The sequence below is a fragment of the Paenibacillus woosongensis genome (assembly GCF_009725165.1).
GTDB classification, from domain to species: Bacteria; Bacillota; Bacilli; order Paenibacillales; family Paenibacillaceae; genus Fontibacillus; species Fontibacillus woosongensis.
In genome coordinates, this window is the sequence record NZ_WNZW01000001.1 from 445375 (window position 1) to 471032 (window position 25658).

Here is a 25658-nt window from a genome sequence, read left to right on the forward strand (position 1 = left end):
CTGGAAAGCAAAAGAACCGGAGGCTTTGGCGATCCAAAGCCTCCAGTTGACTGAGCTTGCACGCATGCAGCGGTACACGTACAACAACGCTGGGTCAATTCGGTTCAGACGGAAGAGCGGTGTCTTTCTGCGAATGCAGCCCCTTATTTTTCAACAAATGTTTTACAAAGAAAATGAACAGCAGCAGAGAGAATGCGACCGAAGCCGCGCTAACCGTAAACAATACCTGGTAGCTGGTATGCTGGGAGACCCAGCCTAGCACGATTGCGCCCAGCCCGATGCCCAGGTCAGTAGCCGTCAATAACGACGCATTGGCCCCCCCTCTCCGTTCGGGATGGGCCAGACGAATCGTTGCGGCTTGAAGTGTGGGCTGCGCAGAGCCAAAACCGATACCGTACAGAACAGCGGAGGCAAGCATGCCGAATAGCCCGGTTGAGAAGCTGAGGACGATCAATGCCAGCATCGTAATTATAAGAGACGGGATAATGACAAACGCTTCGCCATATCGGTCCGATAGTTTTCCCGCGATAGGACGAAATAAAAACAGCGTTGCCGCATACACCAGAAAGAATGTGCCAGAGTTAACGTTGACTGAGCTGGCAAGCAGCGGAACAAAGGTCGTGATGCCCCCATAAGCAATCGTCAGGAAAAAGACGGCAGCCGTGACAGGGAAAACGGATTTCTCGAAAAGCTCGATCCTTGCAGTTCTCTTAAGCGGCTGATACGGGATTTTCGCGCCAAATGTAAGGAGCAGCGCTACGACGGAGAAAACCGCGGCGGATAGAAACAAAGCGCTGTATGAGAGATGTTGTATAATCCAGATGCCGAAAATTGGACCGACCGCCATTGCCAGGGTCGTAGCCGTTCCAAACCATCCCATGCCTTCCCCGCGGCGTGTAGAGGGAATCATATCCGTAGCAGCCGTAAAGAGGGCCGTTGTAGACACGGCCCAACTCATCCCATGCGCGATGCGGATCCATATCAAAACGGCAATGCCGCCGGCCCAGTCGTACATATATATCGCCAAGGCAAAGAGAATCAATCCCCAAACGATAAAAGGACGCCTGCCGAACCGATCAAGCAGCACGCCGACAACCGGGCGGAAAATGACGGCAGACAACATAAACGCCCCTGTCACCATGCCAACCTGCGCTTCATTGCCGCCCAATTTTTTGATGAACAGCGGCAGTGTTGGAAGCAGCAAATAAAATCCAGTGAACAGCAGCAGCGTTCCTGCCGTCATAAGAATAAACGACTTTGTCCAAAGGCGCTCCACGCTTCATCCCTCCCTAGTAAAAACTATTCAGCCGGTACTCTCAGCATTCTACTTTTTAAATACGGTCTACCCGTATCTTACAATTTTGATATCGAGACGGTCCAGCGTCATTTCATCTCGTTCATCCTCGTTTGGAGCTGATTCCGCTTGAATTGCGAGTGACTCATGAAATTAACCCGATGCACTCCTCAAAAAATCTTAAAATCAACGAACCTACTAGTTCATTGGAACAATCTTTTATCGTATTTCAGAATAAGCTAAATGTAATAAAAGAGAGGGGTGATAATTATGCTACAAGTCACCCGGTATATTCAACCATTACCAGGCTGGAGCATGCCCCACCTAGTGCTTTGCAGTGACGGAAACTATTATGTGATTAAATTGTTATCCAATCCTCAGGGAGTCAGGGTTCTAGTCAACGAATTAATCTGCAGTCAATTAGCAAAAAGGATGAACCTCCCTATTCCTGACGGCAAGGTCATTTTCATACCTGAAGGAGTAACTGGCTGTCCTTCCTCACAATCAGGTCCGCATTTCGGTAGCCTGTTCATCCCCCATGGCATACTCCATCCGAGCGACCTTGACCTTGCTAGATGCACAAATATCAGTCAGGCCGCTGATATGATTTTGTTTGATTACTGGGATAATAATGATCGGCATATTTGGACGCAGGATAAGCAAAATTTAATCATCGCAGGAGGGCCTGAGCCGAAGTTATGGATGATCGATCAGGCCAATGTGTTTAACGGACCCCATTGGAGCGCTGAAACTCTACTAAATAAAATGAACAATTACAAGGCTTTTTGGGGAACGCTTTATCAACGCTTCGTCCCTTTTATTGATGGTACCCACCCTTTTCGCGAATCGCTAGCCAAGCTGCATTCCTTAACAAGGAACGATTTGTTTCATGCGGCCAGCAATATCCCAGTGGAGTGGGGCGTATCCGAACAGGATGTAATTACCTTGGTAAATTATATGGAGCAGCGGCGAAATGCTATGAATTCCTTAATTCGATCCATAATATATAATTTCCCTATCTGGTATAAACATTACAAATATCATGGGGGGACAATATGAATAACTATGATAGGATTACTGTTTTTCCAGGTACTCATATGCCAGGTGTCCCATATCAAATTGGCTATCATAACCCGACTGAGTTTCCTTATATTGGTGCAGGTGCTCAAGGAGCAGTATTTCGAATTTCTGCCCACCAATGCGTTAAAATTTTTGTGAATGAATCAGATGCGGAGACCGAAGCCAAGGCTCTTCTTGCGGCTGCTTCCGCTTCTTTTATTCCGCTGGTCTATGAGGTCGGCAGGAATTACATCGTGATGGAATATATCAGCGGGCCTGGGTTAAAAGCATTTCTCTCCAGCAGAGTTGACTTTCCAGACTTTATCGCCGAACAGTTAGTATTGGTAATCAAGGAGATGAAACGGGTAGGGTTCACTCGTGTCGATACCGCATTGCGGCACGTCTATGTGACTCCTGAAAATATACTAAAGGTCATCGATCATGTGAATTCATATCGAACAGTGCAACCGTATCCTCAACGTATGCTGAAAAGCCTACTCAACATCGGCCGCCTGCAGCCTTTCCTCGCGTACGTTAGTCACCATCATCCAGAGCTTTATTCCGAATGGAGTCATGCGCAAATCATCCCATAAGATGGTTATTGGTTAAAATAAGAGATTTTAGCTCATTCGAACATGAACTAAAATCTCTTTACATTTTCAATACCCGCTTCAAAAAAACAAAGCAGCTCTCCGCAAATTTACGAAGGTTCGTTGTTCTTCAGAAATCCATCCTACTCTATCAATTCCTCGCCTCAGGCAGCGGCAAGAACAGAAACGTAAACGGCAAGTTGCTGCCTGCGGCCGGGGTAATCCACAGCTCTACTTTTTCTTCTTGGTCACCCGTTCGATAGAGGACACTGGTGCTGTCCTTGGTAGATCCAATATGCTTAATATGAATGACATCGTTATTCACTCTCGCCGCACCGGAATAAAGACCGCCGCGCGGGTTGAAGGTGATCAGCGTATTAGGCGCGACACGATTGAGAACGATATAATAGAGGACTCCGTAATTGCCGGAGTTCGTGGCTTCGGTGAGCTTGATACCATCGATGCCTTTTTGAAAAGGATCGGTGGTATTGTCGGTTAGCGGCAGCCGCTCCGGCTTCGTACCTACCAGCCCGTTATACTCAAATACGCGGGCCGAATCCTGGAAAGTACCTCGAATGATCGATTCCTTCGGATCAAGGTAAGGCAGCGCAGCAATCATCTCCAAGGGATCGTGGTTTGCCTTGACGATCAGCACGGTATATTGAATAGGGCCATCGCTCACAAGATCGCCATTCAGGGTAACGACATCGCCGTTTGGCACGGCGGCTGCGCTGAGTTCGGTAAATATCAATTTCTTCTCTCCCGGCACCAATGTCATGCTCCTGCCGGCACTGCCGCTAATCATCGATTCGAAATATCTTGCCGCAGCCAACCTTCCCGCCACTTCGGGATGAATGCTTGGGCCGGCGAAGCCCAGACCGCCTATTTTGACACTCGCAGGAGCTTCGCCTTGGTTCTCGGCAACGACATAAAATTTCGCCTTTTCACCCAGGTCGTTTTTATGGTGAATCATAAATAGCGTAGTCCCTTCGATCGTGTCTTGATATAGGATGCCCTCATAATTTACAGTCTCGGGGCCGCTAGCCCGAAATAAGGTATACGGCTCTGTCCGATAGGTATAGGGTAAGGCATCAAAGGACAGCACGGAGCCTCCCGCAATTTCAAAATTACTGCCCACAGGCGTGAATAAACGATCAAACTCTTCTTTCGTATAGAGCAGCTCTGAAGTAATCTCAATCTGCTGCTTGTAGGTAGAGGACAAGCCATGCTTGTCGGTCACTTGCAGAGTCACCTCGACAATGCCAGGCTGGAAGAAGGCAGGCTCATTATTGTCCCATTTACGCTCCACGATAGCATCCTCATCATCTGTGCTCTGATCGTCATAGCGAATGAATTCCCCTATGCGATATTTATGTTTATCCGTTGCAAATAAGGCAACCGGAGGTTCATTGCGCTGTGGCTCAGGTTCCGGATCAGTTGTAGTACCGGCGGGGAACTCCAGGACGGCTTGGCTTCCCTCCAATGTAATTTTGAGGCCGTAAGCAGCGGATAAGGATCGCAGCGGAAGCATGAGAACCCCATCATCCATATATGGCGTGCCATTCATCGGATATGATGCGCCGTTTAGAATATACGTATTTCGATTTGCTTTGAATCTTGCTCCAAATACTTCGCCGCCGCTAACCAGCGCTTCATTCGTATTTGCGTCATACTCAACTTTGTAGCCCAAGCGATCCGTTATCGAACGCAAACTGACGTAAGTTATGCCTTGCTTCACTGTTGCTTCGCGAATGGCAGTATATTCTAAGCCGTTTTGCTCCATTTTGCGGCTATTTAGATATAGGACCAGTCGATTTGTGAATCCATCCAGCTGCACTTGCTTGTCCTGCACCTCATTCGCGGACTCCGCATACGCAGGCATAACAATTGCCGCTTGCGAGGCGGCAATGCATACAGCTAGAATTACTTTCTTAATCTTCATCATAATCCTAAAACTCCTTTTCAATGTTCAATCAATCATTCCATGCTGACCTCAGGTTCCCTCCTCCTTCCCGGACTGCCCGTTCTGCTTCATCAAGGCATGGATTTTACGCTCATGCAGGGCAAGGGTCTGGATCAATTCCACATTGCGCTGGGCAAGTGAGGATACGGCCATCGTAAGGTGAAGCAGAATAAATAAAATCCCTACCACACTAAGCAGATAAAGCAGCGATGGGGCATACTCAATGCGGATCCGTCTGGCCACATCGTCCAAGACGGATGGAAATAAGGTCAGAACCATCATCATGACGCTGAGTGTCAGCCAGAGCAATGCGTACTGCTCCTTCAGTTTTTGATTGCGGATAAGATAAAGAATCGTCGCGGCGAAGCTGAGGCTGATGAAGAAGCTGAACAAATAGATATCAGGTTTCATGACTCATCTCCCACACTTTCTTTTTCCTTGTCTTCATCATGAGAATAGCTAAGATCACCTTGCACATATAATAAATGGATTGGAGAGGCGAGATGCTGGACACGCCGCCTTGCCGCTCTTTCATCACTACAGGAATTTCTTGAAAGGACAGCTGGCAGTTATCGAGCATCACGAGAGCTTCGACCTCTGGATAATCTGTAGGATACTGCTGTGCAAACAAAGTAATTGCCCTGCGGTTGCATAAACGGTAGCCCGAGGTAGGGTCGGTGATTCGTTTTCCGGTCAATCGTGTAACCAGACCCCCAAGCAGATCAATGCCTAGCTTTCTAGCAAACGTGGATTGGAAGCCCTCTTTTTCGATAAAACGGGAGCCTACGACCATATCTGCACCTGTCTTGCGCATACAGCAGAGCAGCTTGGCAAGATCAGCGGGATCATGCTGGCCATCGCCGTCAATCTGGACGGCATAATCGTAACCGTTCTCTGCAGCATACCGATAACCGGTCTGTACGGCGCCGCCGATGCCCAGGTTGCTGCAGAGATGGAGTACCGCAGCTCCCGCATTCTCTGCGAGCAGTCCCGTATCATCCGTTGAACCGTCATTGACCACCAGAATGTCTGCATAGGGTGCATATTTCTGCAGTGAAGCGATCACTTGTTCAATGCCTTCCTCCTCGTTGTAGGCAGGTACGATGGCGAGAACCTTGTCATGATTGAGATGATGATGGCGATGGTGAAACATCGTTTACACTCCTTTCAGCAGTTAAGACCGTTTGCTTGGCAGGCAGCCATTTGCGAATCAGGGCGACGCCAACGATGCTGACTGTGATGATTATGAACGGCATGACCGTATAGTTGTACCGGTATTCCGGCACGAAAACGAGCCTGACCAGCGACATCGTCACAAGGATAATCACAAGTATTGCAGCAGGCTGTCTCCACTTTCTCGCAAATACGAAAAGCGAGGCGAGAGCGGAGAAGACCAGCCCGCGATGCAGCCAGTTCAGCCAGCTCCACGGGACAATCGGTATCACCGGATATAGCGGCTCATGACCGCTGCCAAAGTACATTTTGGAGTACGTATGTTTTAGCTTGCCGTACGTATACCATTTGGCGAATTCCCAGGTATGCTCCGTAAAGCCGATCTTCAAGCGCTCCTTGGCAATTTCCATTTGCGTCTTCCCCCGGCGGTCGACCAATCCGTCATCATAGTTTTTGTCCGGGTAGGTTCCTGCTTGAAAAGGATTCACCTGGGTGGACGCCACCACGACTTCATTCAGCGTAATCATATTCCGTACTACCCATGGAGACAGCACCGCGGCCGTCCCGATCACGGTAAACAAAAACAGCTTTAAGGTCTTACGTGCCTCCTTTTTCCAAAAATAATGAAAAATATAGATCGGAAACAGGAGGATCAAAAATTCAGGCCGGGTCAGGACAAGGAGTCCCATAGCGGCCCCGCCCAGTAAAGCAGAGGCAGGCGTCTTCCTTTCGAATACAAGGAGCTGCAGATAGACGTAGGCCGCGAAGAACAATGTCGCCAAGGTCTCGGTGAGAATGCTCGCATTGCTCCAGACAAACGGCGGATATACGGCTCCAATCAATAAGGCCACGATACCGGCGGTACGTCCTCCAAGCCTTTTGGCAATAGCATAGATCAGCCATAACGTCAGGAGACTCATCGCCACCTGGGTGTACCGGATTGCCGGAAAAGGATCCTGGCGCTCATAATCGGCCAGCTTGTAGACTGCAGCCATGAATAAAGGGTATCCCGGCGTAACCTGCGCGTTCGGCTCCGTATCTTTATAGGCATAAACCCCCGTCTCCAGCAGCTGCCTTACCATTTCGTCGTAATAAATGGAGTCATGGGATACCTTGTGATGGACAGAGGTGAGAAAGTCTATTCTCAGAAAGGCAGCCAAGGCGAAAATAAGTATCACGAGTACAATGGCGAGCCTCGGTTTAGGCGGATGACAACGAATTGCTCTATTCAGCATGGTGGTTACTCCTTTCATGTCAGGCGGTCTTGATGCGTCAATTACACATCTATAACCGTATAATAGACTTCTTAATAAATGGCTTCGGATTGCTTAACAAATTCTTAAATAAAACAGTGCAACTGCTTATGTTTCAGAGGAACAGACAACAAAAAACCTTTCACAATCGTGAAAGGCTGAAGTCGACGCATTTATTCGGTTGCAGGGAGGATCGTTTCAAAACAGGTTTGCCGTTCGCTGCTGCTCGCGGATATGGTGCCGCCATGAACCTCGATGATGCTTTTGGTAATGGCAAGCCCAAGTCCCGTGCCTCCCCCTGTCTGCTTGGATCTGGATTTATCGGCCCGATAAAATCGGTCAAATATAAACGGCAAATCACGTTCAGGGATCGGATCGCCATAGTTCACGACCTGAATGATGGCCTTGTCTTCTCGTTCCTGAATGTAAATATCGATACGTTTGCCGGCACTGCCATATCGAATCGCGTTGGAGATTAAATTCTCATAAGCTCGAACGAGATGATCTCCATCGGCTTTAATGATGACAGGATGATCAGGCGCATGGACACGGCAGGATACGCCCGCGCTCTCCAGGTTAGGCACAAATTCCTCGGCAAGCTGCCGGAAAAAATCATTCATGTCGATCTGCTTCAGATCTAGCGGCATATCGTTATTAATCCGCGTATATTCAAATAGATCATCGATGAGTTTTTTTAACGTCACGGACTTTTCATAGGCAATGCCAATATAGTAGCGAAGCTCGACCTCATCGAAATAGCGGTCTTTTTCGATCAGCTCCAGAAATCCCAGAATTGAAGTGAGCGGTGTTCTCAGGTCGTGCGACACCCCGGTGATCAGGTCATTTTTTGTCTTCTCCGCTTTCCGCTCCTCCTGTATGGAATGGTGCAATTGCGCGCTCATTTCATTTATGCTCTTTGCAATCTCACCCAAATCATGATCAGGCTTGACCGGGATATCGTACTGAAAATGTCCTTTGGCAATTTCCTGAAGCCCATGGTTGATTTCCCGCAAATACTCGTTCAGCTCTTCGGCGACGCGATTTGCCCGGGAAGCAATCAGGCCAAGCTCGTGGGGAGATTGCACCGGCACGGGTGCATGGAACTTGCCATTCTCCATGAGCTGCAGGGTATCTGCGATTTCGCTGGCGTATCGAACCAGGGGTCTGCTTAACATGTAATAGAAAAATAAGTAAAGAGCAGCTCCAGACACGACCATGACAGGCATGGAGCCAATATGGTTAATCACCCATACGAGCGCCGCATTGATCTTATTGAATTGCAAAATATAATTCGCAAGCAAGTTGCCTAGAAGCAAAACTAGGGCGGTTAGCAGACTGCTTACAATGTGGATCAGCAAGAATCTCCATCGGATGGAATTGAACAGCTTCATGCGGGTCATGTTACAACTCCTTTGACGACTTCATTTTATAACCGATGCCCCACACGGTCTTTATAAATTGTGGATTTTGCTTATCCTTTTCGATTTTTTCACGAATTTTCCGAATATGAACCATAATTGTGTTTTTAGAATCCATGAACGGTTCGTTCCATACCTCCTGATAGATCTTGTCCATGCTGAGCACGATCCCCTGATTCAGAGCGAGCATTTCCAGAATGGCAAATTCACGGGGCGTCAGCTTCACTTCCTGATCGTCCACGGTTACGGTATGGGTCGCGGTATTGATCACCAGCTCATCAATGACGATTTCGTGTTCACTCTTTTTTGAATCCTGGCGGTTCAAATGCTTATATCTGCGGAGCTGAGATTTGACGCGGGCAATCAGCACCAACGGATTGAACGGCTTGGTCACGTAATCGTCCGCTCCGATGCTGAGCCCTGTGATCTTATCAATATCCTGGCTTTTTGCAGACAGCATAATAATCGGCGTGTTCCTTTGCTCTCTGATCTTCATGCAGGCCTCTATGCCGTCCATCTCAGGCATCATAATATCTAGAATGATAAGATCTATATCGTGAATTTGCACAATACGAAGAGCCTCCAAGCCGTTGGAAGCTTTGTAAAGATTATATCCTTCATTCTTCAGATAGATCTCCATCAATTCAATAATTTCCTTCTCATCATCAACGAGTAGAATCGACTCTCTGGACATGATCGGCACCCCTGCTTTGTTCTGTGTCATTGTTACAACTAACCCTGTTGTAAATATACCATATCTCTAGAGATCCCTGCCCGGTATCTCCTGCGGGTGACCTTATTATAATCGTCAGATCTTAAGAAGGTTGAACGCAAATGCTTAAGTTTTTCTTAATTTCAGCACAAATTGCTACGGCAGGCGAAGCTTTCTCATATCGCTACACCTCATGCCCCTTTTGATGACTCTCACCTAAGAGATAACACCCATGCTAGGCGTATAATGATAAAAAGACAGCCAAAAGACTGTCTTTAAATCGTTTCTTGAGGGTAAAAACAATGCCAATTTGCTCGTTAGAATAAATTTTGCGCTCCCCTACTACACGCTAAGCGCCCCAGCGGCAGCGTCGATTTTTTCCTGAGAAGCATGAAAGCAGCGTTTGCACACTTTCAAGACCTGCTCAGAGCCGCTTTTTCTCGCATACAGCAATTTGATGCGCGTGCTTCTGCATACCGGGCAGGTGCCGCGGCCTCTGGAAGGAAGCGTCCACAACGCTTTTCCGCGTTTTGACTTGGACATCGGTTACCACCTTTTATATCAATATTAGAGCGTCACTCAAAAAAACTTCTTCTTATCCCGGTCATCCTTCAATATCTCCACCGCTTCGCGGAATCGCAGCGAATGCACGATCTCCCGCTCCCTCAGGAACTTAAGACCGTCCTGCAAGTCGACGTCATCGGTCATGTCGATGAGCCACTGATATGTAGCCCGAGCCTTCTCCTCTGCCGCGATGTCCTCGTACAGATCGGCGATGGGGTCGCCCTTGGCTTGAATATAGGTTGCCGTCCACGGCACGCCGGCAGCATTCTCATAGAACAAGGCCTTATCATGATTGACATAGTAAGGATCCATTCCCGCAGCCTTCAGCTCCTCTACCGTGGCATCCTTGGTCAGCTTATATACCATGGTAGCAATCATCTCGAGATGCGCGAATTCTTCGGTCCCGATATCATTGAGAAGACCGATAACCTTATCGGGTATCGTATACCGCTGATTCAAGTATCTCAGGGCTGCGGCCAGTTCCCCATCCGCTCCCCCGTACTGCTCGATCAGCAGCTTCGCCATTCGAATATCACATTTTCCTACCCGTACGGGATACTGGAGCTTTTTCTCATAGACCCACATATTCTGCATTTCCCTCCTTAATCATTTTCAACAGACGGCCGTGGGGCAGGCATTATACCTGCCAAGGCCACGGTACCTTCGACCATTCCCATGGAAATTTCGAATAAGAATGGCCGAAGTTCATCAGGGGACCATAGAGCTGCTGAAAATGGTTGGCAAGCTGAGTGCGTTCCTGGACAAGCTGATTGTATTGCTGAATCGAGGCTAAATCATCGGGGTGTGTATCGAGGAAGAGGTTTAATTCGACAAGCACGAAATCGAGCGCCTGCAGCTTTTCGAGCATCTCATAAAATTGCGGGTCCAAATTGCCTTTGTGTGACATTATCTCACCTTCCTTTTCCCCACTTGGATTCATAGGGACTGTAGAGTGCAGGCCACAACGTTCCATGCCTTAACGCTTCCTCCGGACTGAACTGGGGAAGATTCAGCGGTTGAAAGTGCATAAACAGCTGCGGCGGCGTACTGTACGTCTTGCATAATATCGGCGGACAGGGGTCAAAAGGGCCGACAAAGGGGGCCCAGGCTACCTCTTGGGGATGACTTAACGAATGATTCAATGATCGTTCCTCCTTCTGTCATTAATTGTTCGGCTATATAGGGAGACAAGACACCACTCCCGATCCTCACCATTAACATATGACGTTCGCCCAGAATATGAACCACCAATCGCAGCAATACAGCAAAAAACAAAAAAAAACTCCTATCAAAGCGATTCCCTCGCCTTGATATAGGAGTTTTCTTCTTTAAACACCGGGCTCGTATTCTTGGGATTTCTCATTCGATTCCGCATCCGTCGTATCGTCAGCTGATTCTTGCGTTCCGTCCTGATCTACGAGCTGCTTGATATTCACCCGCATGATGCGAAGCGGTTCGGCTTCGGCCACTTCAATAAGCATATTCTCGACCTGAACGCTTCTCCCTACGGCAGGGGCCCCGTCCAGTTCTTTAAACAGCCATCCCCCGATGGAGTCCACTTTATCGTGTTCGATCGTGACCCCTGTCAAATCATTTACGTCTTCGATGAGCATCCGCCCGTCAACTGAAAAGGTGCCGTCGCTGAGCTTCTCAACTTCAGGGCGATCTATGTCGAACTCATCATAAAGATCGCCGACGATTTCCTCCATAATTCGCTCAGCTGTGAGCAATCCAGCCGTGCCCCCATATTCATCTACCACAACGGTCAGTTGGGAATGTTTCTTCTGCATAAGACGCAGGACATGGCTGACTTCCATGGATTCAGGCACATTCAGGATCGGCCGCACGATGGCAGCAATATTCTTAGAGCTGCCTCCGTCTGGCAGGAACAGATCGGCCAGATGAACAAATCCGATGATCTGATCCTTGTCATCTACGGCAACCGGATATCGGGAATGTTTCGTTTCCTCCACAATCCTCATATTTTCTTCCCAAGTGAGATTCGTGTACAGGCAGTCCATATCAGTTCTCGGCAGCATGACCTCCCGTGCCAGCAAGTCAGAGAAATCAAACAGATTGTCCATCAGCTTCATCTCGTCTTGGTCGATGACACCGCTCTTCGCGCTCTGATCCATCAAAATGCGGATTTCCTCCTCCGAATGGGCAGCCTCTCCCTCGCCTGCCGGCTCGATGCCGATCAGCCTGAGCAAACCATTCGCCGCCGAATTCAACAGCCAGATGACTGGCAGGAATACTCGATAAAAGAATAGGAGCGGAGCAGAAAGCCATAACGAAGTCGACTCCGATTTCTGGATCGCAAGCGATTTCGGAGCGAGCTCCCCGATAACGATATGCAAAAATGTAATGATCGCAAACCCTACCGCAACCGAAACGGTAGCAATCAGCGTCGAATCCGTTACGCCGATTTTATGCATCAAAGGTTCGATCAGCAATTCAGATATGGCCGGCTCACCGACCCAGCCCAGCCCAAGTGAGGCCAACGTAATTCCCAATTGTGTAGCTGATAGATAGGCATCCAGTTTTTTATTTACTTTGAGCGCATAGGTTGCACGCTTGTTGCCTTCGCTGACGAGTTGGGTCAGCCTGGACTGACGCACCTTAACGAGTGAAAACTCCGCTGCAACGAAAAACCCATTCAAAAGCACTAAAATAATGACTAGAAACAAATTGAATATCAGCTTGCCAATCTCAAACTCCGTATGTCCATCGGGCATAGGTACAGCGCCTCTTTTCTAAAATGTGATTGCTTTGCGGGATTTGAAGTCGGTGTCCTTATAATACATGTCTGCAACGAGCAGGTTTGGACCGCAGCAGCTGGCCGCCTCGCAATAACAATTTACTTTCTGATTGAGCGGATGTTCGTTCAGCCATTTGGCAAAAATAACATCCAACCGTTCCTCATGCACGCTGCCGAAAGAAGGTATGTCTGCAAAATCCGTTACGAACACTTCCCCCGTAAACATATTCACGTTTACCCGGTTTCTGCCGTCCGGATCATTCCGTACCGTGACCATCGGTTCCTCGCGCAGCCGCTTCAGCAAAGCGGCATCGGCCTCGCTGTTATTGCAAGCATAAAATGGGAGGGTCCCAAACAACATCCATATCTCTTTATTACGCTCATCGAGCAAAGAATGAATCGCCTGGCGCATTTCATCGAGCGATAACACCGGCAGCCCTTTGGCGAAATTGGATGCATACATCGGATGAACCTCATGCCGGCGGCAGCCCATTTCCGTAATCAGCTTATGAATTGCCGGCAGCTTATCGTGAGTGCGGTAATTGATCATCGATTCGGCCGATATGTACATCCCCGCCTCGCTCAATTTCCGCGAATTCTCCATCATCGTGTGATACAGCTTGTAGGCGATTTCCTTCTTCACAGGATGCCCGCTATTCGCAAAGCCTATCTCATAGAAATCCTGTTCATTCGTATAGTTGAACGAGATATGCATCACATCCAGATAGGGGATCAGTTTCTCGTACCGCTCATAATCGAGGGTCAGGTTAGAATTGATCTGCGAGCGGATCCCGCGCTCCTTCGCGTATTTCAAAATCGGCAGAATCTTCTCGTCCACCATCTGCTTGCGGAAGGTCGGCTCACCTCCGGTAATGCTGATCGTCCGCAAATGCTCCACTTCATCCAGGCGACGCAGCATCAAATCCAGCGGTATTTGCTCTGGTTCCTTCAGCACCAGGCTGTCCCCGACGGCACAGTGCTCGCAGCGCATGTTGCACAAGTTCGTAACCGTCATTTCCACGCTGGTCAGCACATGGCGTCCGAACTCACGCAGGGAAACGATCGGATCCCAGGGATCATCCTTTGGATTCACCGTTGCTGTCATCGCAGAGTTATGCTTAAGTATTTTCATTATTGGCCCACCTTATTTCTTTTATTAACCTAAAAAAGAAAAGAGTGCTCTATTCCGGCACATCTTCCCTCAAAAAACCTTATTACGCCTAAAGATTCTACCTCAATAATGTTAACCAATTTGGTTCATTCCGTCTACTTCTGTAATCACCACGGATAATTGCTGCGATAAGTCCACATCGTAAGGCACCTTCAGATCCTCCCCGTCCGGGTCGGTCAATACGCGAACGACGGGGCGCTGCGGGAAGATGCCGTGAATTTTGGCGACGATGCCTTTTTCTCCCGTGCTGAGCCTGACCGCCATGCCTAGCGGATAGATGGCGACCCGGTCGCGAAATACCTCCAGCTTGGACTTCTCGTATAAATGGCCGCAGCCTGTATATAATACCTCAAGCGCCTGATGAGGCAGCATCGCAGAGCGATATACCCGGTGTGTCGTCATAGCATCGTATGAGTCCGTAATGGCGATCCAGCGGGCAAACTCACTGATTTCCTCTCCCTTGAGTCCCCGTGGGTAGCCGCTGCCGTTCAAACGCTCATGATGCTGGTAAGCACAGTGCGCGGAAACTAACGGAATGCCAGGCTCATCCTTAAGCATCTTAAACCCGAGCTCGGCATGCTGCTTGACCTGCTCGTACTCCGCATCCGTCAGCTTGCCTGCCTTGGTCAGCAGCGGTAGCGGGAGCTTCGTTTTTCCAATATCATGCAGCAGGGCGCCAAGGCCAAGGAGAGTCAGATCGCTCTTGGAATATCCGTGGATTTGCCCTAACAGAATCGTATAAATGCAAACATTGAGGGAATGCCTGTACAAATAATGATCCATGCTGTTGACATTCATCATCATAATCATGGCGTCTTCCCTGGCGCTAAGATCATCCATAATTTCCTCAACGAGGCCGGAGAACGTCTTGCCCAGATAAGGATAGACCAGACCTTTAACCGCTGGGCCAGTCATTTTCCGGAAGTTCGTTCGAATCTCCTTCAGCGCCCTGCGCCGTGTCTCCTCCTCGATCATATCGACGGGAACGACGTCCTCTGTTCGCGGATCGGCCACATACACGAAATTCAGGCCATGACGGCGCAGACGCCGGATGACGGCCTCGGTAAGCTCTGCATTTTCGGATAAAAGGATGATGCCGTCCTCGTTATATATTTTCTTTCCCAATTTCATCCCGGGCTGGAGTGAGTTGATTGGTATTAATCGCATGATAAATCCACTTCCGTCTCTATGGTTAGGTTAGTAATGTATGTCATTGCGAAAAGCGGCTTTATAATGTGATATGACTGGCTTGTCGCCCGAAACTATCGCATGATGAAAGTCCAAAATAAAGCAGCAAGAAGGAAACGATAATAAGCGAAATGCCTGAGCTGAATTTTCTGAATGGATTTTAAGAAGGCCATGACCACGATATAAGCCACAATAAACGAAATGATAAAACCGACTGCAAATAATCCTATAGTATCTATAGTAAAATATCGGTAGGAATCCAGCATTTCATAACCCGATACAGCAAACATGATCGGTATTGCGATCAGGAAAGAGAAGTCAGCGGAAGCCTTATAGCTTGCCCCGCTAAACATGCCGCCCGCGATGGTTGAGCCGGAACGGGAGAAGCCTGGCCACAAGACGGATATGCATTGATACAGTCCGATCATTAGCGCCTGCTTATGGGTAAGCTGATCCATATCTTTGGCAGTTACCTGGGCCTTGTTCTTGGAGAACCATTCGGCTGCGATCATAAATATACCGCCGGCGAGCAGCGCCCAGAGGACGGTCTGGGGACTGAACAGACTTTTGATGAAATCCCTGAAGAAGAAACCGACTGCAAGAGCCGGTGCAATGCCCAAAATGACATGCAGGAGATCAAGACGTCTTGCTGGTATTTGGTTCCGAAATACAGGCACAGGTTCCTTGCTTAACCCTAGTAAACGAATAATCCGTTCCCTGTATACCCATGAAATAGCCAAAATTGCCCCTAGCTGAATCACAATCATGAAAGTTTTCATCTCGGGAGTAGAGTCGTCATAACCCAACAACTTGGCTGTCAATATCATGTGGCCTGTCGAAGATACCGGGATAAATTCGGTCAAACCCTCTACAATCCCCAAAATAACCGCGACAATAAAATTCATGGCCCCCTCCTCTTCATTAAGCGGCCAGGCCGCTTTTCAATTCAGCCCACGGTTCGGCTTTTCCAGCGGCGATAGAAGCAGCTCTCAACGGCGCCTGCCGTCTGAAGCTCCATCCGCAGCAGATCCCTTAAGAACTCCGGCAGCAGAAATTCCTGCTCGCTGCCCTGCTTCAGGCATTCATAGCCGATGCCAAACGTAAACATGTCAAGCGTGCCCACCGAATAAATGCCCTCTGGAACAATCGGAACGCCCTTTACGCTCGCTTCGATGACTTTATGAAATGGCGCGCCTTCCGGGTCATAAATGATTTCCATGCCATCAACACAGATGCCGCCGAGCTGCTTGCCGCGAAAGCCAAACCCGAAGATCGCCTTGTCCGTAAAATCAGCTAGCAGCGATTCCTCCAGGCTGTACAATATATGCTTGCCCAGCAAATTCATGCGGCAAGGATTGATAGGCGAGGGACAGCGCTCATGAAGCATGCCTTCGCTAATTTCTCCGGCAGGCAGTCCTGTGAGCAGTTGGCCGCTATTGATGATCGACAAGTCGCTTCCCGTAAATCGCCTTACCGCCTGCGCCAGCAAATTGCCAAACGGAGATTCGGCATCGTAGCGGATTGGCAATTCCTCTTCGATTACCGCTACCGTTCGAGCCATCCGCTCTACAGCCCGGTGCTTATGTATTTCCAGCGCTTTAGCTACCATAGGATCTTCCGGTCCGCTCTCGGCAGGCAGGCAGATGCCAGAGATGACCTTCGCTGCCCCGGTAAGTTCGTCCCGTCCAATTGTAATTTGCCCGAGATGCCGTCCAAATTTCCCGGCAGCCGCAATGGCCGTCTGTCTGATCCACAACGGCTCCTCCAGCAGATGATGGGTATGGCCGCCAAGAATCAGGTCGATCCCGGGAACCTGCTCTGCAAGCTGGCGATCGAAGGACAGGCCTAGATGGGACATCACTACGACGAGATCAGCTTCGCTGCGCAATTCATTAACCGATTTCGCTATCGAATCTAGCGGATCGAGCACAGTCAAGCCGAGCAGCTTGTAAAACTCGGCATAGGCTGCCGTTGCGCCGACCAAACCGATTTTGAAGCCTCCCCGCTCAAGCACAGTTTGCTTCTTCATCCATACAGGCGGTTTGCCGGTCACGGCATCCAGCATGTTCGCACAGACAACCTCGCACGCTAATCCTGCATAAGCCTGCCCCAGTTGATCCGGTGTAAAGGTCAGTCCCTCGTTATTGCCTATCGTGATGGCGTCATACCTCATCAGGTTCAGAACATCCACGTTGGCTTGTCCCATCGTGCCTTCTGTCTCGGGAGCGGCCCGGTCCATATGATCGCCGATATCCAGCAGCAGCAAGGCCCCATTCTCCTGCTCGCGAAAGCCGTTCACCATCGAGGCAATCCGCTTCATGGCGCCGAAATGGCTGTGCAAATCGTTGGTATACAGTATCGTTAACATATCCTGGTTCGTATCCGGCAGCATGATTGTCCCCCCTCGGTTTCTACCTGTTCAGCCGTTCTGGTAAAACGTTTAGATGTAAAATATTATATACCTCAAATTTAATCATTGTCTCCCTAAATATGATATATTATAGGGGTTTATTAAGTATTACGGGGTGAGTTAGAAATGATGCTGACAATTTTTCTATTCGCGGGGCTGGCTGACCGTATCGGCGCTTCGCAAATCGAAATCACATATCCTCAGAACGCCATAACCGCTGACCGGTTAAAACAGGAAATCGCCAATCAATATCCGGAGGCAGCGTCTTTGGTGAGCCTGTCTTTTCTAGCCGTCAATCAAGAATATGCGGCTGGCGGGCTCCTCATTACCGAGCAGGACGAAATTGCTCTCATCCCTCCCGTGTCCGGAGGCCTAGAGGATCAGGAGCAGGACTTGCTCGATCCCGAAGACCAGATGTACGAGATCAGTTCGCAGCCCCTCTCGGTTAGCGCAGTGACCCAAAAAGTTAACACGGCCAACCATGGCGCATCGCTAGTCTTTGTCGGAACGACGCGGGAAATGACCGGCGATCAGCGAACGATCCATCTGGAATACGAAGCTTATATTCCTATGGCCCTGTCCAAAATGAAGCAGATCGGCGAAGAAATCGCTGCAAAATGGCCAGGCACCCTTTGCGCCATCAGCCATCGGGTCGGGAAAGTCGATATCGCCGAAATCAGCGTCATCATCGCCGTTTCCACACCTCACCGCAGTGATAGCTATGCTGCAAGCCGTTATGCCATCGAAAGACTGAAACAAATCGTTCCTATTTGGAAGAAGGAAGTCTGGGAGGACGGCACGGAATGGAAGGGGCATGGACAGGGACCATGGAATCCAGCTGCGCCAGGACAAATATCACAGCAATAGCATCCAAAGACCTATAATTTCATTGCCAATCCAGTTATTCCCTGCTATCATTAAGAAAAACTGCGGATTATGAGGTGTCATCGTTCTTGAAATTACATGTGATCGAAATCAGCCCCGGCGACCGTCTTAAGCATGATATTTTCAATCAATTCGGCGTATTAATTCTGCATAAAGGAACAGAACTGACCAATGATGCGATCGTGAAGCTAATGCAGCACGGAATCGACTACATCGACATTGAACCTCGCACCATAGACATCGAACGTGCTGCAAACAACGCCCACCAAGATCCCGTCATGAAAGTTGCACCGCTATTCAACGAAGCTGTTGACGGTTACGAAGACATTTTTCTGGAAGCGCTATCCAGCGGTACCTTTGATGAATCCAAAGTCGATGAGCTGCTGCAGCCCCTGGTAGATGAACTAGTCGGCCAGAAGGATGTCGTATCCCTCTTACTGCTGCTGAATAACGGTGATAATTATACATATAATCATTCCATGCAAGTCGGAATGCTATCTTATTATATCGCAACTTGGCTTGGTTATCCTAAAGAAAAGGCTTATCAAGTCGGCAAGGCCGGCTATTTGATCGATATCGGCAAATGCATGATTTCCCAAGACATTCTCGGCAAGCCCGGCAAGCTGACGCCGGAGGAATTTGATGAGGTCAAACGTCATACATTGTACGGCTCCGAAATCATTCTGAATTCTACGGGAGACGAAATCTCTGCAATGGTTGCCCTGCAGCATCATGAACGGGAAGATGGAAGCGGATACCCTAAGGGGCTGCGCAAGGATGAGATTCATCCTTATGCCAAAATAGCAGCAGTAGCGGATGTCTATACCGCCATGACCTCCAACCGCGTCTACCAATCCAAGCAGGAGCTGCTTACTGTTTTGCGGGAATTGAATTCCCTTAGCTTTGGCAAATTGAGTCCTGAGCCGACCCAAGCCCTTATCAGTCACCTGCTGCCGAACTTTATCGGCAAGAAGGTGCTGCTGAATTCCGGGGAAGTTGGTTCAATCGTAATGACGAACCAGACAGATTTCTTCCGCCCGCTCGTTCAGACAGACGACAGGTTCGTAGACTTGTCCAAAGAACGGGAGCTGTCGATTACTGAGGTTTATATTTAGGACTGAACTTATATTTGGATCATACATAACCAAAACCCTTCCGCGCCTGTGCTGCGGGAGGGTTTTTCGTAAGGAGTTTTTGCAGTTTTGATATCCACTATATGACTCCGGCATAGGATCAGCTTAGTTAAGCGCCCGTACAAGGAAAATATAAATAAAACATGCCTAAGCAGGTAGATGAATACCTCTCAGGCATGCACATTTGTTTTATAAAGACATATCTCATTTGCATGAAACGAATCCCTTTACAGAGCTAACACCCGGTTGGCATTGGCAACATCGTTCGCCAGCAGCTTCGGCAAATCATAGGCTGGATAATACCCTTTTTCATACATGAAGTTGAATGTCTTCGCATGCAGTTGGATTGCGGCATTCAACTGCTTCGTAAAGGTCTCTCTCAGCTGAGGTGTTGCTGTTTCCGTAATCGCAGCCGCATAAGTACGCACCGCTATTTTGGCGAACCCGAGCAGCTGCCCCGCATAAAATGGCGTTAAATCCATGCCCGGATTTTTACTCTGTCTCGTTCCCTGCGGCCATTGCGGCGCTTTCGGGTAAAATTGCAGCAGCTCCTTCAAATTGTGCTCAAGGCTCTTGATGGCTTCTAGGTATAGGGCTCTAAGCTGGGGGTTGGAAACATCGTTCACCACCATCTTGAAATTCTCGAGCTGGTTGGTTTGAAACGCCGTTAATTCATGCAGCTCCATAGTCTCATGCCACGCTAAATGCGGGTGTTGATACATTTGGTTATTTTTAGACAATTCGAAATCCCTCCTAGGCGGTATGCTATAGCCTATTCAGCAGCCGCCCAAAGAGTGACGCCAACACAGGAGCAATCTCTAGACAAAAAAACACCGCGGGCTTATCACCCGCGATGTTTGTAAAGGTTATTCCATGTGGACCAAATTCTACGATTAACCGATCGAGCCTTCCATCTCGAATTTGATCAATCTATTCATCTCAACTGCATATTCCATCGGCAGCTCCTTCGTGAACGGCTCGATGAAGCCCATAACGATCATTTGCGTCGCTTCATCCTCGGTCAAGCCGCGGCTCATCAGATAGAAGAGCTGATCCTCGGATACCTTCGATACTGTTGCCTCATGCTCCAGAACGATGTTATCGTTCATAATTTCGTTATAAGGAATCGTATCGGAGGTCGACTCGTTATCCAAAATAAGCGTATCGCATTTGACGTTCGATTTAGCGCCCTCTGCCTGACGGCCAAAGGATGCCAGACCGCGGTAGGTTACTTTTCCGCCGTGCTTACTGATCGACTTGGAAACGATCGTAGACGTTGTGTCTGGAGCCAAATGGATCATCTTCGCGCCGGAGTCCTGGTGCTGATTCTTGCCGGCTACAGCGATTGACAGCACGCTGCCTTTCGCTCCGCGGCCTTTCAGTACAACGGCAGGATATTTCATCGTCAGTTTCGAACCGATATTGCCGTCAACCCACTCCATGTTCGCATTCTCTTCAGCTACAGCCCGCTTAGTTACCAGGTTGTAGATGTTTGGTGCCCAGTTCTGAATCGTCGTATAGCGAACGCGTGCATTCTTCTTACAAATGATTTCAACAACCGCGCTGTGCAGGGAGTTCGTGCTGTAAACCGGAGCGGTACAGCCCTCTACATAGTGCACGAAGCTGTCTTCATCCGCTATGATCAGCGTTCTTTCGAACTGCCCCATGTTTTCGGAGTTGATCCGGAAGTATGCCTGCAGAGGAATTTCACATTTAACGCCCTTAGGTACGTAAATGAAGCTTCCTCCCGACCACACCGCACTGTTCAATGCTGCAAACTTGTTATCCGTCGGCGGAACGATCGTACCGAAATACTCGCGGAAAATCTCCGGATGCTCGCGCAGAGCCGTATCCGTATCGCTAAAAATAACGCCCTGCTCTTCCAATTCCTTCTGCATGCTGTGGTATACAACCTCAGATTCGTACTGGGCGGATACGCCGGCCAGGAACTTCTGTTCCGCTTCCGGAATGCCGAGCTTATCGAAGGTTTCTTTGATTTCTGCCGGAACCTCTTCCCATGTCTTTCCTTGCTTCTCCGACGGTCTTACGTAGTACTGGATATCGTCGAAATCAAGCTCATCCAGGTCGCCGCCCCAACGCGGCATCGGCATTTTCTCAAACTGCTCGAGCGATTTCAGGCGGAAATCAAGCATCCACTGCGGTTCGTTCTTAATTTTCGAAATTTCCTCTACGATTTCGCGAGTCAAGCCTTTACCTGACTGGAAAATAGATTTATGCTCGTCGCGGAAACCATATTTGTATTCCCCTATATCGGGAGCCTTCTTAGCCATGGTGGATTACCTCCTTGTAATTTATGACTCTTGAATCCCTTTCTTCAATGCGTTCCAAGCCAGTGTCGCGCATTTGATCCGGGCAGGGAATTTATTGACCCCGGATAGAGCTTCGATATCTTCCAGTTCGTCAAATTGGACGTCCTCGCCCTTCATCAGTGAAGAAAAACGGTCGGCCAGCTGGAGGGCATGCTCGAAGGTAAGGCCTTTAACGGCCTCCGTCATCATCGATGCCGATGACATGCTGATCGAGCAGCCTTCCCCCGTAAACCGCGCATCCTTCACGATCCCGTCCTCGACGATAAGCTGAAGAGATATGCGATCCCCGCATGTCGGATTGTTCAGATCCACTGTCAAGACGTCATTGTCAAACTTCCCGCGGTTGCGCGGGTTTTTATAATGATCCATAATAACGCGCCGATATAAGTCGTCAAGTTGCATTACTTGAAATACTCCTTTGCTTGGATTAAAGCGTCGGCCAAACGGTCGATGTCTTCTTCCGTATTGTACAAGTAGAAGCTAGCTCTCGCCGTTGCACTCGCTTCAAGCCAGCGCATGAGCGGTTGGCAGCAATGATGTCCCGCTCGGATTGCAATCCCCGATGCATCAAGCACCGTGGCTACGTCATGAGGATGCACATCATCCAGATTGAACGTGATCAATCCGACTTCTCTTTCCCGCGGTCCGTAGATCGTTATCCCATCAATTTCCGACAGGCGCTGAATCGAGTATGCCGCGAGCTTCGTCTCATGGCGATGGATTTCATCCAAGCCGATCTCCTCAAGGAAATCAATAGCTGCCGCCAATCCTACCGCCCCGGCAATAATCGGTGTGCCGCCTTCGAATTTATAAGGAAGCTCCTTCCAGGTGGACTCGAACATCCCTACATCATCGATCATTTCTCCGCCGTATTCGACCGGTTCCATGGCTTCAAGCAAACGCTTCTTACCATATAGTACCCCAATCCCCGTCGGAGCGCACATTTTATGACCGGAGAAAGCGTAGAAATCGCAGTCCAGGTCCTGGACATCGATCTTCATATGCGGCGTGCTCTGAGCTCCGTCAACGACCATGACGGCTCCATGGCGATGAGCGATTTCGGCGATCTGTTTTACGGGATTCACCACGCCCAACACATTCGAAACGTACGCCATAGCAACAATCTTGGTCTTAGGAGTTACAGTCTTCTCCACATCATCCAACAACACGCTGCCGTCGGGCTGTAGCGGGATATATTTCAAGACAGCCCCGGTCTTCAAGGCCAGCTGCTGCCAGGGTATGAGATTGCTGTGATGCTCCATCGGCGTAATGACGATTTCATCGCCTTCGCCTAGCACGGAATGCCCGTAGGAGGAGGCGACGAGATTCAATGCCGTCGTCGTCCCCCGGGTAAAAATAATTTCTTCCGTATGCTGCGCATTGATAAAACGGGCTACCCTTTCGCGTGCGGATTCATAATCATCCGTTGCACGGCTGCCCAGCGTATGAACGCCGCGATGCACGTTGGCATTATCCCATTCGTAATAATGCCTCAGCGCATCCAGCACCTTACGGGGCTTCTGGGAGCTGGCGGCACTATCAAGATAGACGAGCGGATGCCCGTTGATCTCCTGATTCAGAATCGGGAACTGCTCTTTGATCAGCGCCGGGTTCATTGTCCTAGCTTCCTTTCAACCAGTGCCTGCAGTTGCTGCTGCAGCTGCTCCAGTGGAATATCCGCAACGACAGGAGCAAGGAAGCCGTAAATAATAAGGCGTTCTGCATCCTCTTTACGAATGCCGCGTGAAGTCAGGTAGTAAATATGCTCAGGATTCACTTGGCCTACAGAAGCCGCGTGACCCGCTGTAACATCGTCCTCATCGATGAGAAGGATAGGGTTTGCGTCTCCACGAGCTTTCGGGCTGAGCATAAGCACCTTCTCAGTTTGCTCGCCGTTCGCCTTCGTAGCGCCATGCTCGATCTTGGTTACGCCGTTAATGATCGCCGTAGCCTGCTCACGCATAACCGCACGCGTAATCATTTGGCTGTCCGAGTTCTTTCCGAAATGAACGGCTTTCGTCGTATAGTTCATTTTCTGGGAGCCGGAACCGATGGCGATGACTTTGGCATCCGATGTAGACCCGTTGCCTTTCAGCACGGATAAGGTATCGCTCATCGTATCGCCAGAGCTCATCTCGCCGACGATCCACTCGATCCGCCCGTCATTTTCGATCACAGCGCGCCGGTACGTCAAGTCCGTCGTCTTCTCGCCCAAATTATGCACGGACGCAAATTGAACCTTTGCCCCCGCTTGAACGAACACTTCAGCCACCCCGTTATGCACGATAGGGTCAGCGAGGTCGCCGGAGATATAATTATCCACGTAGGTAACGCGGCTGTTGGCTTCAGCAACGATCAGCACGTGCGGCGCAAATACCGTCTTGCTGTCATCCACAAGATAGATGCTTTGCAGCGGAACCTCGATTTCTACGTTCTTCGGAACATAGAGGAAAATGCCGCCGCTCCACAGTGCGGAATGAAGCGATGTAAGCAGGTTCTCATCACTTTTCACGGCATTATGCAGATATTTCTGCACCAGGTCGCCATGCTCGCGGGCTGCCGTTTCCAGATCCGTAAAAATAACGCCCTTCGCAGCCAAATCCGCGGAGAGTTTCGTAAATACGCTCGCCGAGTTCCGCTGAACGATCAAATTGCTCTGATCATTCAAATCGACCAGACCGGACACAGTCTCAGGAATTTCCTGGGCTGCACTGGCTTGCCCTTGGCGCAGCGTTCCATAGTTTTGCAAATTCCAACGGTCGATTCTCGTCTTCTCCAGCTTCGGCAGTTCAAGCTCTGCCGCAAGCTTCAATGCATTCATGCGACTTTCCGTCAACCAAGCCGGTTCTCCGTTGCTCACGGAAGCGGTCTTCAATACATCCGGTTCTACCGGTAGAACGGTTTGTGTAGTCATCTTAGCTCCTCCTTCCTCCTTCCGTTAAACTTGCTCTCCCACTGTCTCGTCAACGATGCCAAGCTCTTCTTTAATCCAATCGTATCCGTCCTTCTCCAGACGCTCTGCCAGCTCAGGGCCGCCGGATTTCACGATGCGCCCTTGCATCATGACATGGACGAAATCTGGCTTGATGTAATCCAGAAGACGCTGGTAGTGAGTGATGATCAAGAATCCGCGATCTTCGCTGCGCATGGAGTTTACGCCCTCGGCAACAATGCGCAATGCGTCAATGTCAAGTCCGGAGTCGACCTCGTCAAGAATAACGATTTTCGGGTCAAGCAGCATCATTTGCAAAATTTCGTTCCGCTTCTTCTCACCGCCGGAGAAGCCTTCATTCAAGTAACGGTGCGCAAATTCAGGATTCATTTCAAGCTCCTTCATTTTGCTCTCCATTTGACGAATAAACTTAATAAGGGATACCTCATTGCCTTCACCACGGCGGGCGTTGATCGCGCTCCGCAAGAAGTCCGAGTTGGTCACACCGCTGATCTCACTCGGATATTGCATGGCAAGGAACAGGCCTGCGCGAGCGCGCTCATCCACTTCCATTTCCAGCACATCTTCTCCGTCAAGCAGCACTTTGCCGTCGGTAACTTCATACTTGGGATGACCCATCAGCGCGGAAGCGAGCGTACTTTTCCCCGTACCGTTCGGTCCCATGATGGCGTGGACTTCCCCACCCTTTATTTCAATGTCGATTCCCTTGAGAATCTCTTTGTCCTCGATTGTCGCTTTAAGTCCTTCAATAACGAAATGTGTAGCCATGTTTACTGCTCCCTCCATTAAGTCGTTAGAATCATA

26 protein-coding genes are annotated in these 25658 nt (G+C 49.4%); 4 read left to right on the forward strand and 22 right to left on the reverse strand.

Annotated features, from left to right (window positions below):
• Positions 1-94: 94 nt before the first annotated feature.
• Entirely contained in the window at positions 95-1276 is a 1182-nt protein-coding gene (locus tag GNP95_RS02220) for an MFS transporter (RefSeq protein WP_330163233.1), read from the reverse strand.
• Between the two features lie 288 nt (positions 1277-1564).
• Between GNP95_RS02220 and GNP95_RS02225 the strand changes: the two genes are divergently transcribed.
• Complete coding sequence (locus tag GNP95_RS02225) at positions 1565-2353, forward strand: HipA family kinase (protein WP_155609269.1); 789 nt, start codon at positions 1565-1567, stop codon at positions 2351-2353.
• The gene (locus GNP95_RS02230; protein WP_155609270.1) at positions 2350-2946 is read left to right on the forward strand and encodes a BUD32 family EKC/KEOPS complex subunit; all 597 of its coding nucleotides are present in this window, start codon (positions 2350-2352) and stop codon (positions 2944-2946) included. Before GNP95_RS02225 ends, GNP95_RS02230 begins: the two co-directional genes overlap by 4 nt.
• 148 nt (positions 2947-3094) lie before the next feature.
• Here the strand turns inward: GNP95_RS02230 and GNP95_RS02235 are convergent, their stop codons facing one another.
• The 15 genes from GNP95_RS02235 to GNP95_RS02305 form a co-directional block, all read right to left on the reverse strand.
• Entirely contained in the window at positions 3095-4888 is a 1794-nt protein-coding gene (locus GNP95_RS02235; RefSeq protein ID WP_155609271.1) for a copper amine oxidase N-terminal domain-containing protein, read from the reverse strand.
• A gap of 48 nt (positions 4889-4936) precedes the next feature.
• Entirely contained in the window at positions 4937-5317 is a 381-nt protein-coding gene (locus GNP95_RS02240; RefSeq protein ID WP_155609272.1) for a DUF2304 domain-containing protein, read from the reverse strand.
• Entirely contained in the window at positions 5307-6059 is a 753-nt protein-coding gene (locus GNP95_RS02245) for a glycosyltransferase family 2 protein (RefSeq protein ID WP_155609273.1), read from the reverse strand. The genes GNP95_RS02240 and GNP95_RS02245 overlap by 11 nt, the downstream gene beginning before the upstream one ends.
• Positions 6025-7314, reverse strand: coding sequence for an ArnT family glycosyltransferase (locus GNP95_RS02250; RefSeq protein ID WP_155609274.1), 1290 nt, complete (start codon positions 7312-7314; stop codon positions 6025-6027). The genes GNP95_RS02245 and GNP95_RS02250 overlap by 35 nt, the downstream gene beginning before the upstream one ends.
• 191 nt (positions 7315-7505) lie before the next feature.
• Positions 7506-8732, reverse strand: coding sequence for a sensor histidine kinase (locus GNP95_RS02255; RefSeq protein ID WP_155609275.1), 1227 nt, complete (start codon positions 8730-8732; stop codon positions 7506-7508).
• A gap of 1 nt (position 8733) precedes the next feature.
• On the reverse strand, positions 8734-9444 hold the full coding sequence (locus tag GNP95_RS02260) for a response regulator transcription factor (protein WP_155609994.1): 711 nt from the start codon (positions 9442-9444) through the stop codon (positions 8734-8736).
• Positions 9445-9804: 360 nt separating this feature from the next.
• A complete protein-coding gene (locus GNP95_RS02265; protein WP_155609276.1) occupies positions 9805-10005 on the reverse strand; it encodes a hypothetical protein in 201 nt (66 codons plus the stop codon).
• A gap of 36 nt (positions 10006-10041) precedes the next feature.
• Complete coding sequence (locus tag GNP95_RS02270; RefSeq protein ID WP_155609995.1) at positions 10042-10611, reverse strand: manganese catalase family protein; 570 nt, start codon at positions 10609-10611, stop codon at positions 10042-10044.
• Between the two features lie 52 nt (positions 10612-10663).
• On the reverse strand, positions 10664-10933 hold the full coding sequence (locus GNP95_RS02275; RefSeq protein ID WP_155609277.1) for a spore coat protein CotJB: 270 nt from the start codon (positions 10931-10933) through the stop codon (positions 10664-10666).
• 4 nt (positions 10934-10937) lie between these two features.
• The gene (locus GNP95_RS02280) at positions 10938-11168 is read right to left on the reverse strand and encodes a spore coat associated protein CotJA (RefSeq protein WP_155609278.1); all 231 of its coding nucleotides are present in this window, start codon (positions 11166-11168) and stop codon (positions 10938-10940) included.
• A 186-nt stretch (positions 11169-11354) separates the two neighbouring features.
• Positions 11355-12761 (reverse strand): hemolysin family protein, encoded by a 1407-nt coding sequence (locus tag GNP95_RS02285; RefSeq protein ID WP_155609279.1) that lies wholly within the window; start codon positions 12759-12761, stop codon positions 11355-11357.
• 18 nt (positions 12762-12779) lie between these two features.
• The gene (yfkAB, locus tag GNP95_RS02290; protein WP_155609280.1) at positions 12780-13916 is read right to left on the reverse strand and encodes a radical SAM/CxCxxxxC motif protein YfkAB; all 1137 of its coding nucleotides are present in this window, start codon (positions 13914-13916) and stop codon (positions 12780-12782) included.
• Between the two features lie 111 nt (positions 13917-14027).
• Positions 14028-15122, reverse strand: coding sequence for an HD-GYP domain-containing protein (locus tag GNP95_RS02295; RefSeq protein WP_155609281.1), 1095 nt, complete (start codon positions 15120-15122; stop codon positions 14028-14030).
• 95 nt (positions 15123-15217) lie between these two features.
• Positions 15218-16048, reverse strand: a complete 831-nt coding sequence (locus GNP95_RS02300) for an undecaprenyl-diphosphate phosphatase (RefSeq protein ID WP_155609282.1) — start codon at positions 16046-16048, stop codon at positions 15218-15220.
• A 41-nt stretch (positions 16049-16089) separates the two neighbouring features.
• Entirely contained in the window at positions 16090-17532 is a 1443-nt protein-coding gene (locus tag GNP95_RS02305; protein WP_413773727.1) for a bifunctional metallophosphatase/5'-nucleotidase, read from the reverse strand.
• A gap of 147 nt (positions 17533-17679) precedes the next feature.
• On the opposite strand from GNP95_RS02305, the gene GNP95_RS02310 reads away from it, so the two are divergent.
• Positions 17680-18420, forward strand: coding sequence for a molybdenum cofactor biosynthesis protein MoaE (locus GNP95_RS02310; RefSeq protein WP_155609284.1), 741 nt, complete (start codon positions 17680-17682; stop codon positions 18418-18420).
• An 86-nt stretch (positions 18421-18506) separates the two neighbouring features.
• Positions 18507-19553 (forward strand): HD-GYP domain-containing protein, encoded by a 1047-nt coding sequence (locus GNP95_RS02315; RefSeq protein WP_155609285.1) that lies wholly within the window; start codon positions 18507-18509, stop codon positions 19551-19553.
• Between the two features lie 245 nt (positions 19554-19798).
• On the opposite strand, the gene GNP95_RS02320 is transcribed toward GNP95_RS02315, so the two are convergent.
• The 6 genes from GNP95_RS02320 to sufC form a co-directional block, all read right to left on the reverse strand.
• Positions 19799-20293 (reverse strand): spore coat protein, encoded by a 495-nt coding sequence (locus tag GNP95_RS02320; RefSeq protein WP_155609996.1) that lies wholly within the window; start codon positions 20291-20293, stop codon positions 19799-19801.
• A 171-nt stretch (positions 20294-20464) separates the two neighbouring features.
• Positions 20465-21862, reverse strand: a complete 1398-nt coding sequence (sufB, locus tag GNP95_RS02325; RefSeq protein WP_055108885.1) for a Fe-S cluster assembly protein SufB — start codon at positions 21860-21862, stop codon at positions 20465-20467.
• A 21-nt stretch (positions 21863-21883) separates the two neighbouring features.
• Positions 21884-22303, reverse strand: a complete 420-nt coding sequence (sufU, locus tag GNP95_RS02330) for a Fe-S cluster assembly sulfur transfer protein SufU (RefSeq protein WP_055108886.1) — start codon at positions 22301-22303, stop codon at positions 21884-21886.
• Positions 22303-23517 (reverse strand): cysteine desulfurase, encoded by a 1215-nt coding sequence (locus tag GNP95_RS02335; RefSeq protein WP_155609286.1) that lies wholly within the window; start codon positions 23515-23517, stop codon positions 22303-22305. The genes sufU and GNP95_RS02335 overlap by 1 nt, the downstream gene beginning before the upstream one ends.
• Complete coding sequence (gene sufD, locus GNP95_RS02340; RefSeq protein WP_155609287.1) at positions 23514-24815, reverse strand: Fe-S cluster assembly protein SufD; 1302 nt, start codon at positions 24813-24815, stop codon at positions 23514-23516. Before sufD ends, GNP95_RS02335 begins: the two co-directional genes overlap by 4 nt.
• A 24-nt stretch (positions 24816-24839) precedes the next feature.
• Positions 24840-25622, reverse strand: a complete 783-nt coding sequence (gene sufC / locus GNP95_RS02345) for a Fe-S cluster assembly ATPase SufC (protein WP_155609288.1) — start codon at positions 25620-25622, stop codon at positions 24840-24842.
• Positions 25623-25658 lie beyond the last annotated feature (36 nt).